The 16015-nt window shown below is 50.1% G+C and carries 13 protein-coding genes; 8 read left to right on the plus strand and 5 right to left on the minus strand.

Features of this window, described 5'->3' with window-relative positions; genetic code table 11:
* Window positions 1-90 precede the first annotated feature (90 nt).
* The 3 genes from SD10_RS18300 to SD10_RS18310 form a co-directional block, all read right to left on the minus strand.
* A complete protein-coding gene (locus SD10_RS18300; protein WP_046575718.1) occupies window positions 91-969 on the minus strand; it encodes a diacylglycerol/lipid kinase family protein in 879 nt (292 codons plus the stop codon).
* A 206-nt stretch (window positions 970-1175) separates the two neighbouring features.
* A complete protein-coding gene (locus SD10_RS18305) occupies window positions 1176-3050 on the minus strand; it encodes a cytochrome-c peroxidase (protein WP_046575719.1) in 1875 nt (624 codons plus the stop codon).
* A gap of 116 nt (window positions 3051-3166) precedes the next feature.
* Complete coding sequence (locus tag SD10_RS18310; protein WP_046575721.1) at window positions 3167-3919, minus strand: TrmH family RNA methyltransferase; 753 nt, start codon at window positions 3917-3919, stop codon at window positions 3167-3169.
* On the opposite strand from SD10_RS18310, the gene tamL reads away from it, so the two are divergent.
* The 6 genes from tamL (at window position 3918) to secG (ending at window position 11833) form a co-directional block, all read left to right on the plus strand.
* A complete protein-coding gene (gene tamL / locus SD10_RS18315; RefSeq protein WP_046575722.1) occupies window positions 3918-6614 on the plus strand; it encodes a translocation and assembly module lipoprotein TamL in 2697 nt (898 codons plus the stop codon). The genes SD10_RS18310 and tamL overlap by 2 nt on opposite strands.
* A 326-nt stretch (window positions 6615-6940) precedes the next feature.
* Window positions 6941-8398: a tRNA (N6-isopentenyl adenosine(37)-C2)-methylthiotransferase MiaB gene (miaB, locus tag SD10_RS18320; RefSeq protein WP_046575724.1), complete on the plus strand. Its 1458-nt coding sequence runs from the start codon at window positions 6941-6943 to the stop codon at window positions 8396-8398.
* An 82-nt stretch (window positions 8399-8480) separates the two neighbouring features.
* A complete protein-coding gene (locus tag SD10_RS18325) occupies window positions 8481-9857 on the plus strand; it encodes a sigma-54 interaction domain-containing protein (protein WP_046575726.1) in 1377 nt (458 codons plus the stop codon).
* A complete protein-coding gene (gene lptE / locus SD10_RS18330) occupies window positions 9847-10404 on the plus strand; it encodes an LPS assembly lipoprotein LptE (RefSeq protein ID WP_046579751.1) in 558 nt (185 codons plus the stop codon). Before SD10_RS18325 ends, lptE begins: the two co-directional genes overlap by 11 nt.
* A gap of 111 nt (window positions 10405-10515) precedes the next feature.
* Window positions 10516-11355, plus strand: a complete 840-nt coding sequence (locus SD10_RS18335) for a hypothetical protein (protein ID WP_046575728.1) — start codon at window positions 10516-10518, stop codon at window positions 11353-11355.
* A 73-nt stretch (window positions 11356-11428) separates the two neighbouring features.
* Window positions 11429-11833 (plus strand): preprotein translocase subunit SecG, encoded by a 405-nt coding sequence (gene secG, locus SD10_RS18340; protein WP_046575730.1) that lies wholly within the window; start codon window positions 11429-11431, stop codon window positions 11831-11833.
* Window positions 11834-11890: 57 nt separating this feature from the next.
* Here the strand turns inward: secG and SD10_RS18345 are convergent, their stop codons facing one another.
* Window positions 11891-12598: a hypothetical protein gene (locus tag SD10_RS18345; RefSeq protein WP_046575732.1), complete on the minus strand. Its 708-nt coding sequence runs from the start codon at window positions 12596-12598 to the stop codon at window positions 11891-11893.
* Window positions 12599-12847: 249 nt separating this feature from the next.
* Here SD10_RS18345 and SD10_RS18350 point away from each other — a divergent pair, with 249 nt between their 5' ends.
* Both SD10_RS18350 and groL read left to right on the plus strand, forming a co-directional pair.
* The gene (locus tag SD10_RS18350) at window positions 12848-13144 is read left to right on the plus strand and encodes a co-chaperone GroES (RefSeq protein ID WP_012925587.1); all 297 of its coding nucleotides are present in this window, start codon (window positions 12848-12850) and stop codon (window positions 13142-13144) included.
* A gap of 98 nt (window positions 13145-13242) precedes the next feature.
* The gene (gene groL, locus SD10_RS18355; protein WP_046575734.1) at window positions 13243-14883 is read left to right on the plus strand and encodes a chaperonin GroEL; all 1641 of its coding nucleotides are present in this window, start codon (window positions 13243-13245) and stop codon (window positions 14881-14883) included.
* Between the two features lie 377 nt (window positions 14884-15260).
* Here groL and SD10_RS18360 read toward each other — a convergent pair whose 3' ends face one another.
* Window positions 15261-15923 (minus strand): ABC transporter ATP-binding protein, encoded by a 663-nt coding sequence (locus SD10_RS18360; protein ID WP_046575736.1) that lies wholly within the window; start codon window positions 15921-15923, stop codon window positions 15261-15263.
* Window positions 15924-16015 lie beyond the last annotated feature (92 nt).

The following is a 16015-nucleotide window of genomic DNA, read 5'->3' on the forward strand; positions in this document are numbered from 1 at the left end:
CCCGGCGCGTTTACGCCTGTTGTCAGAATGGTTTTTGCGGGGCAAATATCGGGCTTTCAGCGTTATGTTGCACGAATGAATTGAGGAGAGTTACAACAACACCAGCAAACTGCCCGGCAAAATCCGAACGTCAGCCTGACCGGACGCTAGTGTTAATGGTTCCCCATCCGCATGAATCAATAAAGGCCCCTCAGCCTGCACCGTTGCTTTGGTAATTGACTGTCCACGCCAATAAGCTGACTGGTCGAGCGATTTATTGAACAACCGCCAAGTAAGCATACCGGCGGCCTGCATGGGAAAGGGGCGGATTTCGCACTGTTCCAGCCGACCATCGGCAATGTTGGCGGTGGGCGCCATCCAGGCGTTATTCCCAAACTGCCCGGCGTTGGCAAACGTTAACGAAAATATAGTCCGCTCCTGATTATCAACGTTAAACGCATGGGGTTTGTATTGTCGGAACGCCTGAAACGCTGTGCGAATGTACGTCGGCAGGCCTCGTACGGGTTGCCGGGCAAAAGCATGGGCCACATAGGCTTCGAAACCCAGCCCGGCCGTGCAGAAGAACGGATGCTCGTTGATTTCACCGCTGTCGATCACCACAGGTCGGCCGTTGAGAGCACGTTCAATGGCTTTTATGGGGACCAGTGGAATGCCCAGATGCCGCGCCAGCCCATTTCCCGAACCAATGGGAACAATGCCCAGCGCCGTTGCCGAGCGCCGAAGCGCCTGGGCCGTTTCATTGATGGTGCCATCGCCCCCAATAGCCAGCACCCGATTGACGCCCCGAGCAACGGCCGCTTTTGCCAGTTCGGTAGCATGGCTGGGATGAGTGGTAAAGATGGCTTCAGGCGCAAAGCCGAGTTCCTCCGCCCGACGCATGAAGGCGTCCTGAAGCAGGGCTTTCTGGGCAACGGTCGTCGTGCCGGACAGCGGATTTATAATGGCCAGAACGGCCGAGCGATTAGCCACTCAGGAAAAAAAGATAAACATGATCAGAATAAACACGACGATAAACACGTAGTACCAACCGTCGGAGAAGATATACGGTTTGTAATCATCGTAGAATTTGCGGACTTTTTTCATCGGTTGTTACGGAAAATCTGCCGCAAAGATAATCAGTTTGCCGCTCGTATTGACTAATGCAACGAGCCCGCACCTGGTTTGAGGGCCCGACCTTAATACCGGCCACCAACTTTTCGGCGGTTCAGGCTGGTGTTGCTATCGATAGCGGGCAAGTGATTGGGGCGTTGGGTCATTCCCGTTGTGTCCGTCAATGCGGCCAAAAAAGCGACCAAGGCCTTTTGCTCCCCTTTGGTCAGATTGAGTGCCGCTTCGGGCAGGGTCTGTTCATCAAGCTGGATACCGATTCCCCGACCGCCACCCCGGTTATAGAAATCAACGACCTGCTCCAGCGTCTGATAAACGCCGTTATGCATGTACGGCGCGGTCAGCGCTACGTTCCGAACAGTGGGCGTTTTAAAGGCAAACCGATGCCGGGTTTTCTGGTACGTATTGTATTTCCCCTGATCCGTGTCAAGTTCGGCATGTTGTGTTTTTCGTTGACGAGGTACGCCAATAATCTCGCTCTCCGTTTTTTCGTAATGGGGTGGCACAAACCCATTATAGATTGGGAAAAAATGGCAGGTCGCACAACGGGCTTTGCCCAGAAATAAGTTGAAACCTAACTGCTCTGGATCCGTCAACGCGACCGGCTCTCCCCGCAAATAGCGATCTGGACGGGCATTCAACCCCGTCAGGCTCCGGACATAACACGCCAAGGCGTTGCGTACGTTTGGGGCGGTCAACCCGGCCGGGAAAGCGCTGGCGAACGCTTCCCTATAGGCGGCACTAGCTCCAAGTTTTTGTACAACTTCGTCGGGCGATGTACGCATTTCGTGCGCGTTGCTCAGCACATCATGAGCCTGGTCTTCGAGGTAGAACGCGCGTGAATCGTAGAATTGAGCGTTTTGCAAGCCAGCATTAATGAGCGTAGGTGCATTTCGAAGAACCTGCTGCCGACTGTTGAATGATCGACTTTTGTTTCGTCCATCAGTAAATGCCCGTTCGGGCTGGTGGCACGACGCACACGTCCGGGCGTTGTTGCCCGACAGCAACGGCTCAAAGAAGAGTGTTTTACCCAACGCTACTTTCTGAGGAGTGCTGGCAAACGCACCAAAATTAATCAGATAGTCGGGCCGGAAAGCGCCCGAGTCAGACAGCGTCGCTACGGTTGGCGACAGAAAGCGGCCGGTGGTAGCGGCCGGAATACCGAGTTCCTGGCGGGCCTGTTGCAGCGCCCGGCAAAGCGGGTAAAGTTGATTCCGGATAAAGCCAACCCGATCAAAATTGGTAAAATCAGAGGCCCTTTCCAATACCCGAATGGCGGCTGTCCAGCATTGGTCAAGTTGGGCGGCTCTGGGCGCAGACAGGCGTTTAGCGTATGGGGTAAAGGCCTTTTGAAGTGTACACATGCTTAAAGCGGCTTCCGACAGCCCCGTTCGGGCTTCCGGAGCATCGTAGCCCGTGATTCCCGCCGTCAGCAGTCGAAATAGTTGCTGCCGCATGGCATCCAGCAGGTTGGTATCGGTTAACTGATCGGCGGGAATGCCCTGCTCCAGACGCGATGCATAGGCTTGCAACACGGTTATTTCGTGAGTTAAATCCGCTTTTCGGGTGTGATTATAAATCGGAAACAGGAACGGCTCAACGACTTGCAGCCCCGTGGGTAAGATGGGCGTTTGCCCCGGCTCGGTCCCTTCGACTTCGATGACCGGGGGCCCATTGACGTGACTCGCCAGAAATGGCTGATAATACTCCAGCAGCCACTCTATCCGCTTGTAAGCCAGTCGACTTCGGACAAAAGCGGCCTTAAGTGAATCGGTAGGTGCATCGGCAGCAACATACCCAGCTAATTGCTGCAACTGTTGCTGAAACGTTTCTTTATCGTTCAGAAACTGTTTGTGAACCGCTGGCCCAACCGATCCGTCATCTGTCGGCAAAAAAGCCAGACTCCCTACTACCAGAAAAAGCAAACGAAGTATGTGGTACATAGAGTCCTTTAGCTGCTCTTTTACACATAGAATTTCAGTTACGTTTTAGTACCACAGAGCCACAAAGAACACGGAGAAATATATATGGCTCTGTGGTACTAGAATCTCCCTCAAACTCATTTAGCTGTAACAGTCCGCTGCCAGTTATCCAGCAATACAGCCGTAGCAATGCCTACGTTAAGCGATTCAGCGTCGCCATAGCGAGGAATCGTCACGCGTTTGGTTACGTACCGCTCCGTTTCGGGCCGGATACCATTTGATTCATTTCCCATGACCAAATAGCCCGAACTACCAAAATCCAGCGTGTGAACGTCTTCACCATCCAGAAAAGCGCCGTACACGGCATTCTCGGACTGTTGCAGAACCCCTTCAATAGCGCCGTACCACCAGCTTACCCGCGTAAACGACCCTTTACTGGCCGAAATGACTTTCGGGTTATAGACATCGGCCGTCGTTTCCGAGCACAGCACCTTACGCACGCCATACCAATCGGCAATGCGGAGAATAGTCCCCAGGTTGCCCGGATCACGAATATCATCTAAAATAAGGACAATCTCACCGGGTTCAGCCAATAGCGGGCGGTTCTCTTTCGTTTTGACCACAGCCAGTGCGGCATTGTTACTTTCGAGCGTGCCGGCCCGCTGAAGGTCGGCCACTGACGCGATTTCGACGGGCGTTCGTTGGTGGTCTGTCAGGCGAGCGTTTTCTTTGTAAAATTCTTCAGTCGCTACAAGCAGTTCGGTTTGAAAATCGGACTGTAATACTTCCTGAACGCTCTTGGCGCCTTCGACCAGAAACGCGCCATGTTGCTGCCGATATTTTTTATGGTGCAGCGACTGAATATATTTAAGTTGATTTTTAGAAAGCATGATTAAGATGTATGATCTAGGATGTAAGGTGTCTGATTGGTTTGCGGGCTATGCATCCTATACTCTACACGCTACATTGCGAATAAGCCTATTGCTGCTGGTCGTTTCGTTATCAGGCTGTTTGAGTTCAAAACAGTTGAAAACGAACGGATACATCCTCACCGCGCAAACAGTACGGGGGAATCGGGAAATATCCAGTGAAAACCTGTTGGGCCTGATTCCGCAAAAGCCCAACCGACGACTACTTGGCTTGCCCATTACGACCCAGTTATGGCTGTACCAGCTCGGCCAGCGCCGATACGACCGTGATCAAGCATTACGCAACTTACAGGCCAAAACTAATGAATTTGAACAGCAAAGCCAGCTTGTCGCCAATCAACCCAAAGAACTTAAGAAGCTGAACCGGCGCTATGGCCGCCAGTTAAAGCACCTTCGTCAGAAAGCCGAAGAGGGAAACTGGGTCATGCGAAACCTGGGTGAGCCCCCCTCCTACTTCTCCGAAAAAGACGCACAGGCCAATGTGGTAAAGATGCAGAAGTACCTTTCCGACAAAGGTTTTTTCAACGCAAAAACGGCCTATAAGCTCGATACGCTGCGCCGAATTCAGATTCGGGTCAATTATCTGGTTACTGAAAACGAGGGCTTTTATTTGCGAAATATCGTTTACGAAATAGCCGATCCGCGCGTCGACTCCATCGTTCGCCAATCGTTCGATAAATCGAAGCTCCAGGTAGGCGAGCGGTTTGATTTCGACAACATGTCGGGTGAGCGGCTTCGAATCGAAACGTTATTGCGCGATCAGGGCTATTACACCTTCTCCCGACAATACATTCGGGCCACCGATGTCGATACCGTTCGGCGGGGGAATGACCGCCGTTTTCGCGACGGCCTCGAACCGGGCGACTCGTCTCGGCGGAATGTGGATGTAACGCTTCAAATCATGAATCCACCGGGCCAGTCGGCCCATCCAATTTATCACATTGGCCAGGTGGAGATGCAGATTAGCGCAGCAGAATCGCTGCCACCAGTCGATAGACCCATAGATTCCACGGGCGCGGTAAGTTTACCGGTTGTGCCTTTTATCCAGTTCGATACGGTCAATCGCAACGGGGTCAGGTATTTACTCAGCGGCCGTAACTTGTCCGTACGTTTGCTGGATTCAAAGATTCTGCTCCGTCCCAATCAACTATTCAGTCAAAGCAATTATCGCGATACTCAGCGGCAACTCTTCCTGCTGAACCAGTTCAAATTTGTCAATCTCAATTTTATTGACACCACGAATCGTCGACTCAAAACGCTGATAACAGCCACCCCATTAGACAAGTATGAAGCGACTGCCGAAGGCGGGTTCACCGGGTTACTTTATCAGGGTACAGGGTATCCAGGTGGATTCGGCAGTTTGATATTCAGGGTGCGTAATATGTTTGGCGGCCTGGAAACGTTCGAAACCACGCTTCGGTATGGACTTGAAGCGCAGACTGGCTTCGTCCCTAACCCGAACAATCCGAAACAGGTCGTTTATACGTCTCAGGAGTTAGGCGTTAGTAGCTCCCTGACATTCCCTCAAATTCTTTTTCCAGGACGTTTCCGCTTCGCCTTCACCCGCTATGCACCCCGAACCCAAATCAGTTTAAGCTTTAACAATACGTTCCGGCCCGACTTCCGGCGATCGCTTTTGCGGGCGACAATGGCTTATACCTGGCAGACTACACCTACCAAACAGTTTAGCTTTCTAATTGCTGACATAAATCTCATTAACGCAGGAAATGGCAGTGTACCCGTTATTAGTGAAGCGTTTAACAAGCAGCTAAAAGACCTAACAGCGCAGGGTAGTACTGTCTATTTAAGTTTTCGACGCTCATTAAGTTCAAGCTTTAGTTTTGCCTACACATACAACACGAATATTCCGGGACAGAACCGGCGAGCCAATTTTTTGCGTACCGTTATTGAGTCGGGTGGAACAACGCTCAACTTTGTCTCGGACAAAACGATCTCTCGCTGGAGCGACACTGCAACCGGCATCGGCTTGCAGTTTTATAAGTTTCTGCGGGGTAATGTCGATTTTCGACACTACATTCCGATTCGGAACCGTACCACAGTGGCTTTCCGCGTCAACACGGGTGTGGCTTATGGCTATGGACCGGACGGTGGGCCGGTTCCCTATGAGAAATTATTTTTCGCGGGAGGAAGCAACAGCGTCCGGGCCTGGTTGCCCCGGCGTTTGGGTCCGGGTTCGGCGTTTCCATACCAAACCGACCCCACGGTACCAGCCATCAGTAATGGTCAATTTATTTATCTATTCGAGCAGCCAGGCAACGTACTCCTCGAAGGCTCAGCCGAACTGCGCGGGCGTCTCTTCCACCTGGGTGCAGACGTAAACGGGGCTATTTTTGTCGACGCAGGCAACGTCTGGACGCTGACAGATAACCCTTCCCGACCGGGCTCTGTTTTTCGGTTCAATACATTTTTCCCACAGATTGCGGTTGGTACAGGAGTGGGATTACGGCTTGATTTCTCCTTTTTCGTCGTTCGTTTCGATGGAGGCATTAAGGTCTGGGACCCCGCCCGGAAATACTATGATGCTAAAGAAGGAACGGTAGATAATCGATTCATTCTGCCGAAATTCTCGCTGGCTAAGTTAACCAGCGGACCAAATCCGCTGGTCATCAACTTTGGTATTGGCTACCCTTTTTAATTGATATTATTCTCATTTATACTGAGTGATTAAATCGTCTCTACGATTCCCTGGTCCGTGTCCTCACGGACCACACTCTGGTGGAACAATTTGGCTCACGCGCGGAGCAGTTCGTGAGGATACAGACCGTGGTGTAACAACCAGTGTACTTTTTCCATCCTGAAGAACGCTGCATCTAAAACCCACAGTTAAGGTATTTTAACGTCAAATACTGCCAAAATGACAGCATTATCGGGGCTTTCTTCGTAATTTTACAACTCCGTAGGCAACCAAGGCAGCACGACCATTGATTATCAACGGATCCTGATCATCGATTTTACACTATTATGACGCTCATACCCGAACTGACTATATTGCAACCCGCCGATAAAGAACAAATTGATCTTCCCCGTACATCGGAAGATGAGTTGGCTATTGGCAAAAAACGGCTGTATATTGAAAGCTACGGTTGCCAGATGAACTTTGCCGATAGCGAAGTCGTCGCGGCTGTCATGCGCAATGCAGGCTACGCAACCACTTCATCAGCCAACGAGGCCGATGTTATTTTCCTCAATACCTGCGCCATCCGCGACAATGCCGAGCAGAAGGTTCGCCACCGGCTGAAGCACCTTACAGGCCTGAAACGCCAGAAACCCGAACTCATGGTTGGGATACTTGGCTGCATGGCCGAACGCCTGAAAACCAAACTTCTCGAAGAAGAAAAAGTGGTGGACATTGTAGCAGGTCCTGATGCTTACCGCGACATTCCTAAACTGGTTGAGGAAGCCGAATCAGGCCAAAAAGCCGTCAATGTTTTTCTTTCCCGCGAAGAAACCTACGCCGATATTGCTCCTATCCGACTGAATTCCAACGGCGTAACAGCGTTTGTTTCGATCATGCGTGGTTGCGACAATATGTGCAGTTTCTGCGTCGTCCCCTTCACGCGGGGCCGCGAACGCAGCCGCGATCCACACAGCATTATCCGTGAGGCCCAGGACCTTTTCGATCAGGGCTATCGGGAAGTGACGCTGCTTGGGCAAAATGTAGACTCGTATAAATGGGTAGAAGAGGTAGCAGGAGCAACTTCTCACTCTTCACTCCTCGCGCCTACTACCACTACAACCACCTTCGCGCTCCTGCTCGAAATGGTTGCCCTGATCCACCCCGATCTTCGGGTTCGGTTCTCGACCTCGCATCCAAAAGATATTACGGATGACGTACTACACACCATGGCCCGGTACGACAACATCTGCAAGTATATTCACCTACCCGCTCAAAGCGGCAACAGCCGGGTGTTGAAGTTGATGAACCGGACCTACGACCGTCCCTGGTATATCAACAAGATCGACCGCATCCGTGAGATTCTGGGTGACGACTGCGGCATCTCGACCGACATGATCTCGGGCTTCTGCACCGAAACGGAAGAAGAGCACCAGGAATCGCTGTCGCTCATGGACTATGTACGTTACGACTACGCCTACATGTTTGCCTATTCGGAACGGCCGGGGACACTGGCAGCCAAAAAATACGCCGACGATATTCCAGAGGACATCAAGAAACGTCGTTTGAACGAAATTATCGCTCGTCAACTCGAGCACTCTGCCGAACGGAATCAACGACATATCGGGCAGACACAACGCGTGCTGATTGAAGGCTCCTCCAAACGATCCGACGACTTCCTGTGCGGCCGAAACGACCAGAACAAAATGGTCGTTTTCCCGAAAGGAGATCACCAGAAGGGCCAGTACGTCAACGTGTTAGTAACCGAATGCACATCGGCAACCCTCCGGGGAGAAGTTGTCTAGTGTTTACGGTATTCGATTTTCGGTGAATCAGGTTAACATGATTAACCCACCGAAAACCGAATACCGAATACCGTAAACTTTTATGAATCAACAGGAAATTCAAAGCGTCAAACAACGCTTCGGTATAATTGGTAATGCAGCTGGCCTCAACTACGCTATCAACGTGGCGATGCAGGTAGCCGCGACCGATCTGACTGTGCTCATCACGGGCGAGAGTGGCAGTGGTAAAGAGTCTTTTTCCAAGATTATTCACAGCCTGAGCGCCCGCAAGCACGGTCAATTTATTGCCATCAACTGTGGAGCCATTCCCGAAGGCACCATTGACTCGGAGCTCTTCGGCCATGAAAAGGGCTCCTTTACGGGGGCGGTTGATTCCCGAAAGGGTTATTTTGAAACGACTAACGGAGGCACCATTTTCCTGGATGAGATTGGTGAGATGCCCCTGGGAACACAGGCTCGCTTGCTTCGTGTCCTCGAAAACGGTGAATTTATTCGGGTTGGCTCCTCGAAAACTCAAAAAACGGATGTACGGGTCGTCGCAGCGACCAACGTCAATTTGATGGAAGCGGTGGAGAAAGGTAAATTTCGGGAAGACCTCTATTACCGGCTCAATACGGTGCCTATTTTCGTGCCTCCCCTGCGCGAACGTGGGATGGATATCGAACTGCTATTCCGCAAGTTTACGACCGATTTCGCCGAACGATACCGCATCAAACCCTTGCAACTGACCGACGCAGCCAAACAGGTGTTGGTTCAGTATCCGTTTCCGGGAAATATCCGGCAACTGAAAAACATTGCGGAACAGGTATCTATTCTGGAATCGGAACAGAATAAACCTATCGACTCGGAAACCTTGTCGAAATACCTGCCGCAACAGCAGCCGCCGAACCGAACAGTCGCCTTGTTTCCGCAGGCGAGTGGCAGTGCCGATAACTTTTCGGAACGCGACCTACTCTACAAAGTGCTATTCGATATGCGCCGGGACGTGAATGACCTGAAAAAGCTCGTTCGCGATGTGCTGCTGGGCAACGGCCAGGATACCGGACAGATTCTGCATACCCATAAAGATTTGTTCGATTCGATTTCATCGGATATGGATAATCGGCCATTGGCAGAAACGAACACAGCTCGCTTGTTACCACCCGTTAATGGAATCGTTAGACCCGAAACGGCACCACCCCGCGCTACGGCACCGGCCTCAGAGACGTATGGCAGTCACCCGCCTGTACAGATTTACGACGATGTGGATGGTGATGTAAACGACCTCACGGAAGTGGAAGACGTGACCCACGAGACGGAAGAAGATGATTCGCTCTCGCTCGAACGACAGGAGAAGGAAATGATTCTGAAAGCCCTTCGGCGCAATAACAACAAGCGAAAGTATGCCGCTCAGGCACTCGGTATTTCGGAACGCACGTTATACCGAAAAATAAAGCAATATGAAATTGATGAAGAGTAAACTAATGACGAATGAAGAATCCAGCGTGAAGAATAGTAAAAAGAAAAGGCTGCTCGTCTTATTCTTCATTCTTAACTCTTCACTCTTCGTTTCCTCCTGCGGAGTCTATTCGTTTACGGGAACAACGCTCTCTCCGGCCATTAAAACAGTGACGGTCAATAACTTCGTCCTCGCGACGGCGGGCGGCCCGGCTAACCTGCCACTGACGTTCAACGAACGATTAAAGGAATACTACCAGCGCTATACCAACCTGAAGGTTGTTCCCACCAATGGCGATATGGTTCTGGAAGGAAACATCACTGGCTACGACCTGTTGGCCGTTGCCCCAACTGCCCAGGACCAGGCTGGTGTCAACCGGCTTCAAATCACTGTTTTAGCCCGTTTTTATAACAATAAAGACGAAACGAAGAATTTTGAACAGTCTTTTTCCTTTTATCAGGATTTCCCGCAGGGCCAAACCCTGAGCCAGAACGAAAGCCGCCTGGTACCCAAGATTTTGGATCAGATCGTCCTGGATATTTTCAATAAGACAGCGGCTGACTGGTGAAAAGATTTACGGCTTACGATTTACAATTTACGCTTGAAAAAGGTACTTTCGCAGATTGCCCCGCTGAGCGGAACCCTCATCAATTGTCCATCGTAAACCGTAATTTACTTCGTGCTCGCCCTCGACAAAGAAACATTCTCTTACTGGGTCACTCACCCCGACGACCTTGCTCCTACCGACTTTGTTCAACTACAGGAAAGTCTGGAGACGTATCCCTATTGCCAAACGCTGCATACCTTAGCGGCCAAGGCGGCATCGGTTCATCAGCGGAGTCAGGCCGTTCCTTTTGTGCGTCAGGCTGCGGCCCATGCTTTAAGCCGGAATGCGTTGCGGAAGCTAATTGAGAATGAATTTCAATGGTCAGAAAACCTTTTGACGAAGCTCAACGAGCTGTCAGCCAGGCACGTACCGGTTCCCGACGATTACCAGCAGGAGAGCTACGCTTTGTTCAAATCAAAGGCGGGCGTTAGCAATGGATTTCCCAAATTACCTCTGCTGAGGCTACCCGGTCAGCACGACCAGTCTGCCGAACCCATTGTCACCACACCTACGCCGGAAGACCCAACACTGATCGAAATAAACCTGCAAAACGACCTTGTACAAATTGCGGAAACTACACCCGCTCAACCAACCCTCTCCCCCGCCGATGTTGAACGCCAGCGTCAATTGGACCTGATTGATAGCTTCATCAAGAAAGAACCCCGCATTTCGCCCGTGCGGGCTAAACCTGGCGAACCCCATACACAGGAAGACCTGACCAAACGGACAAAGCCCGTTGGCGGCAGTCTGGTAACTGAAAGTTTTGCCAAGATTTTGGAAAAGCAGGGAAAACTTGACAAAGCCAGGGAAATCTACGAGAAACTTATAGTGAAAAACCCAGAAAAAAAGGCGTACTTTGCGGCAAAAATTAGCGAATTAACGAGTGCGGACGGAGGATCGACTGAATCGTGAAACCACTCCTATTAGCTGTTAACTATTTGTCTTAACTGTTTAACGCACCGGCGATCCGGTAGCTACTGATTTCATGATAACGGCAACTATTGTCATCATTTGTATTCTCACCGTTCTTCTGATTCTAATTGTACTCATTCAGAACTCAAAAGGCGGAGGCCTGGCTGGCGAATTTGGCGGCTTAGGCTCTAACCAGCTAATGGGTGTAAAGAAAACGACGGATTTGCTTGAGCAAATTACGTGGGGCCTCGGCGTTGCCGTTATGGTGCTGTCGCTAGCGTCTTACATCATGGTAGATCGCACGCAGGTAGGCGGCATCAATAGCGCCAACGTAGATCGGGCACAAACCCAGACATTGCCAGGCGCAGCTGCGCCAACACCAGCCCCTAGTGCCGCCAATGGAGCGGCACCAAGTCAGGCGGCTCCCGGTGCACAGACACCAGGCGCATCGACCTCAGCGCTGACGCCCCAAAAGTAAACTTGCAGTTCATACAGAAAAAGCCGTGTCCTCTCAGGCACGGCTTTTTCTGTATGGCTAGGCTACTGCCTGAACGAGTAATTGCCGGGCAATGGGCAACAGCGTTTCCTGAATGGGATAACTCTTCTGGCTCTCCAGCATAAACGTGGCTGGGTTAGGCATGTGTCGATGCCGCCGAATCAGATCCAGCTTAATATTCTCAACAGTATTGACTAGACTTTTTCGGACAGCCTCGATAAAACGCAGTTGTACCAGGCGCCCACCCGGTTCCTGATCCGAATACAGTGTCAGGCAAAAGTAATACACATGTATCTCTGCCTGATCAGTCGTTTGAAGGAGCAGATATCCCTCTTCGGGTCGTAGGGGCAATAAACCCACCGGAGCCAGTATCAAAGAGTTGGCAATATCGAGCCACCGTTGCTGGCCTTCCGTGAGCATAGCCTGAAAGCGGGGCAGCGCAAATTCCATAATTGCGTCCACCTCTGCCATAAACGACGGGTCCGTTACCTCAGATTTATATTCGATTCGCGGTGGTGGGCCAGTAACTCGACTAACTCGCTTGGGGAAAGCGGCATTTAGCGTACCTTTGCCCCTCGAAAAACGAATACCAGCGTCGTAGTGACTTCGCAGTTCAGGCAGATCAGGACAAAGTTTGTGTTCAACGAAGTTTTTCTGAACCGCCTGTAAGTATGCCATCACGACATACTTCTGATATTCGGCGTCAAGCCAATTTTGCGTAAACCAGTCAGGTTGTAATTTTTTCATAAACCAGATTACATAATTTTTTAGGTGTATGATCTTGTTAAACTAACCAATGATTGTGAAACTGCCAAATTCTGTTCGTTAAAAATGCGCCATCTGCCGAATGAAGTTTAGTAAACAAAGGCAATGGCAGTATGGCAGACTTAAACCGGAAAAATTGGCAGTTTAGCGTATTGGCACAGTAATTGGCGGTCGAGAATCGACGTGTAAGTACAAACACAAACAGTTAAAAACCTTAATCAACTCATTATCATGGTAGCAGAAACGGAAAGCGTTAAAGTGAACGTGAAACCGCTGGCCGACCGGGTGCTGGTAGAAGCCGCACCGGCCGAAGAAAAGACGTCGTTCGGAATTATCATTCCTGACACAGCTAAAGAAAAACCCCAGCGTGGTACGGTCGTTGCCGTTGGTGCAGGTAAGAAAGATGAGCCCCTAACGGTTCAGGTAGGCGATACGGTGTTGTATGGCAAATATGCCGGTACAGAAATCACCGTCGATGGTAAAGAGTACCTTATCATGCGTGAATCCGACATTTTCGCAATCCTTTAATTCAGTTCGTCGTTCGTTGTTTGTGGTTCGCGCAAGTCCCGGCGGGGAACCGCAACTACAAACTGTAAACCACAAACTTTTTCAAATTCTAAGAAACAATGGCTAAGAAAATATTTTTCGATACCGAAGCTCGTGAGCGCATTAAGAAAGGGGTTGATACCCTTGCCGACGCAGTTAAAGTTACCCTCGGACCTAAGGGCCGGAACGTCATTCTGGACAAAAAATTCGGCTCACCTGTTATCACCAAGGATGGTGTAACGGTAGCAAAAGAAATTGAACTGAAGGATGCCATGGAAAACATGGGAGCTCAGTTAGTAAAAGAAGTAGCGTCGAAAACAGCTGATTCGGCTGGTGATGGTACCACGACAGCCACCGTACTGGCGCAGGCGATCTATTCGATCGGCGCGAAAAACGTAGCGGCTGGTGCCAACCCAATGGACCTGAAGCGCGGTATCGATAAAGCAGTGGTAACGGTTGTTAAAAACCTGGCTGAACAGGCTCAAACCATTGGTGATGATTTCGGCAAAATCGAACAGGTAGCAACCATCTCGGCTAACCACGACGAAGAAATCGGTAAAATGATTGCCGAAGCCATGAAGAAAGTTGGCAAAGAAGGCGTCATTACGGTTGAAGAAGCGCGCGGAACGGAAACGGAAGTGAAAACCGTAGAAGGTATGCAGTTCGACCGTGGCTATTTATCTCCTTACTTCGTCACGAACACGGAGAAAATGGAAGTTGAACTGGAGCGTCCGTTCATCCTGATCTCGGAGAAAAAAGTTTCGTCAATGAAAGAATTGCTGCCTGTGCTGGAGCAAGTTGCTCAAACAGGCCGCCCACTGCTGATCATTGCTGAAGATGTAGATGGCGAAGCACTGGCTACGCTGGTTGTAAACAAAATCCGTGGCGCGCTGAAAGTAGCTGCCGTTAAAGCACCTGGCTTTGGCGATCGCCGGAAAGCGATGCTGGAAGACATTGCTATCCTGACGGGTGGCCAGGTTATCAGTGAAGAACGTGGTTTCAAACTGGAGAACGCATCGATCGAATACCTGGGCCAGGCTGAAAAAATCCTGATCGACAAAGATAACACGACTGTTGTCAACGGTGTTGGTGAGAAAGAAAACATCACAGGCCGCGTCAATCAGATCAAAGCCCAAATCGAAAACACGACATCAGACTATGATCGCGAGAAATTGCAGGAGCGTCTGGCCAAACTGTCGGGTGGTGTGGCTATCCTCTACATCGGTGCAGCTACCGAAGTAGAAATGAAAGAGAAGAAAGACCGCGTTGACGACGCCCTGCACGCAACCCGCGCAGCCGTTGAAGAAGGTATCGTAACCGGTGGTGGTATTGCTCTGATCCGGGCGATCTCTTCTCTGGACGCTATCAACGCTATCAACGAAGATGAAAAAACCGGTATAAACATCATCCGTGTCGCTCTCGAATCACCGCTACGGACAATCGTTGCCAACGCTGGTGGCGAAGGTTCGGTTATTGTGAACAAGGTGAAAGATGGGCAGGGTGGTTATGGCTACAATGCTAAGAACGATACGTTCGAAGACCTGTTCGCTGCTGGTGTTATCGACCCGAAAAAAGTGACCCGTCTTGCGCTGGAAAACGCAGCGTCTATTGCTGGTCTGTTACTGACAACGGAATGTGTTATCGCCGACGAGCCAGAAGAAGCTCCAGCCGGTGGTGGCCATGGTCACCCAGGCGGTGGCGGCATGGGCGGCATGATGTAATTCATCAGCCATTCACAAACGAAAAGGTCCCCGGTCAACTTGACCGGGGACCTTTTCATTTATATAAATCTATACGCTCCTTATAGTAAATTCCTGGCTGTTAAGGTATAAAATCTAACTTTTGGGCAAACAAAAAAGCCAAGCGAGACACTCTCTTGGCTTTCTGATTTACTCAACGTTATGAAAAACTTTTCTTTTCGACACAATAATAAAACAAAAATGCGAAAAATTGATTCTTTTTCTTAATTATTTTTTTAAACAAAGTTGCAACACTCTGATATACAGTACTTTAAAATTGAAGAAATACTCAAAAAAAGATTAAACTTTAAGTATATTTACCTAGTAGACTTATAAAAGTCGCACTATGAACACCGTAATCAGGTAAATAAAAGTCCATCCCGGATGGTTACCGTTCGGTCAGCTAAAGCAGCTAATCCTTCATTGTGCGTCACGATAATAAACGTCTGACCGAGCTCATCCCGGAGCCGAAAAAACAATTGATGAAGTTCTTCAGCATTGCGCGAATCGAGGTTTCCGCTTGGTTCATCGGCAAAAACGATAGCAGGCTCGTTAATCAATGCCCGTGCCACAGCGGCTCGTTGTTGCTCTCCCCCCGACAACTGCGAGGGAAGATTCGTCAGGCGATGTTGCAGGCCAAGCGTCGTGAGCAATACTTCGGCCCGTTGCCGAACGGCCCGTTCCTCCTTGCCAGCAATGAACCCAGGCAGGCATACGTTTTCAAGGGCTGTAAACTCGGGCAGCAAATTGTTAAACTGAAACACAAAGCCAATGCGCTCGTTTCGAAACTGTGCCAGTTGACGGTCATTAAGCGTAAAAACGTTCTGACCAGCAATGTGCAGCTCACCGGAATCGGGCCGATCAAGCGTGCCCAGAATTTGCAATAGCGTGGTTTTACCGGCTCCAGACGCGCCGACGATAGACACAACTTCGCCTGGCTCGATGGCTAGATTAATACCTTTGAGTACGGGCAAATCACCGTAATTTCGGCGAATATCGGTTGTGTGAAGGATTGATTGCATCAAAAATGAAGAATGAAAAGTGAGGAGTGAAGAGTGAAGAATAACGAATTCAGAGTAATTATTCTTCACTCTTCACTCCTCATTCCTCATTT

Source organism: Spirosoma radiotolerans (assembly GCF_000974425.1).
In the GTDB taxonomy this organism is placed as follows: domain Bacteria; phylum Bacteroidota; class Bacteroidia; order Cytophagales; family Spirosomataceae; genus Spirosoma; species Spirosoma radiotolerans.

Bases quoted from the DNA above. Each gene is read 5' to 3' on its own strand.
- SD10_RS18350 (WP_012925587.1), top strand. From the start codon at position 12,848: ATGGTAGCAGAAACGGAAAGCGTTAAAGTGAACGTGAAACCGCTGGCC.
- SD10_RS18305 (WP_046575719.1), bottom strand. From the start codon at position 3,050: ATGTACCACATACTTCGTTTGCTTTTTCTGGTAGTAGGGAGTCTGGCT.
- SD10_RS18345 (WP_046575732.1), bottom strand. From the start codon at position 12,598: ATGAAAAAATTACAACCTGACTGGTTTACGCAAAATTGGCTTGACGCC.
- miaB (WP_046575724.1), top strand. From the start codon at position 6,941: ATGACGCTCATACCCGAACTGACTATATTGCAACCCGCCGATAAAGAA.
- secG (WP_046575730.1), top strand. From the start codon at position 11,429: ATGATAACGGCAACTATTGTCATCATTTGTATTCTCACCGTTCTTCTG.
- SD10_RS18360 (WP_046575736.1), bottom strand. From the start codon at position 15,923: ATGCAATCAATCCTTCACACAACCGATATTCGCCGAAATTACGGTGAT.
- SD10_RS18325 (WP_046575726.1), top strand. From the start codon at position 8,481: ATGAATCAACAGGAAATTCAAAGCGTCAAACAACGCTTCGGTATAATT.
- groL (WP_046575734.1), top strand. From the start codon at position 13,243: ATGGCTAAGAAAATATTTTTCGATACCGAAGCTCGTGAGCGCATTAAG.
- SD10_RS18310 (WP_046575721.1), bottom strand. From the start codon at position 3,919: ATGCTTTCTAAAAATCAACTTAAATATATTCAGTCGCTGCACCATAAA.
- lptE (WP_046579751.1), top strand. From the start codon at position 9,847: ATGAAGAGTAAACTAATGACGAATGAAGAATCCAGCGTGAAGAATAGT.
- tamL (WP_046575722.1), top strand. From the start codon at position 3,918: ATGATTAAGATGTATGATCTAGGATGTAAGGTGTCTGATTGGTTTGCG.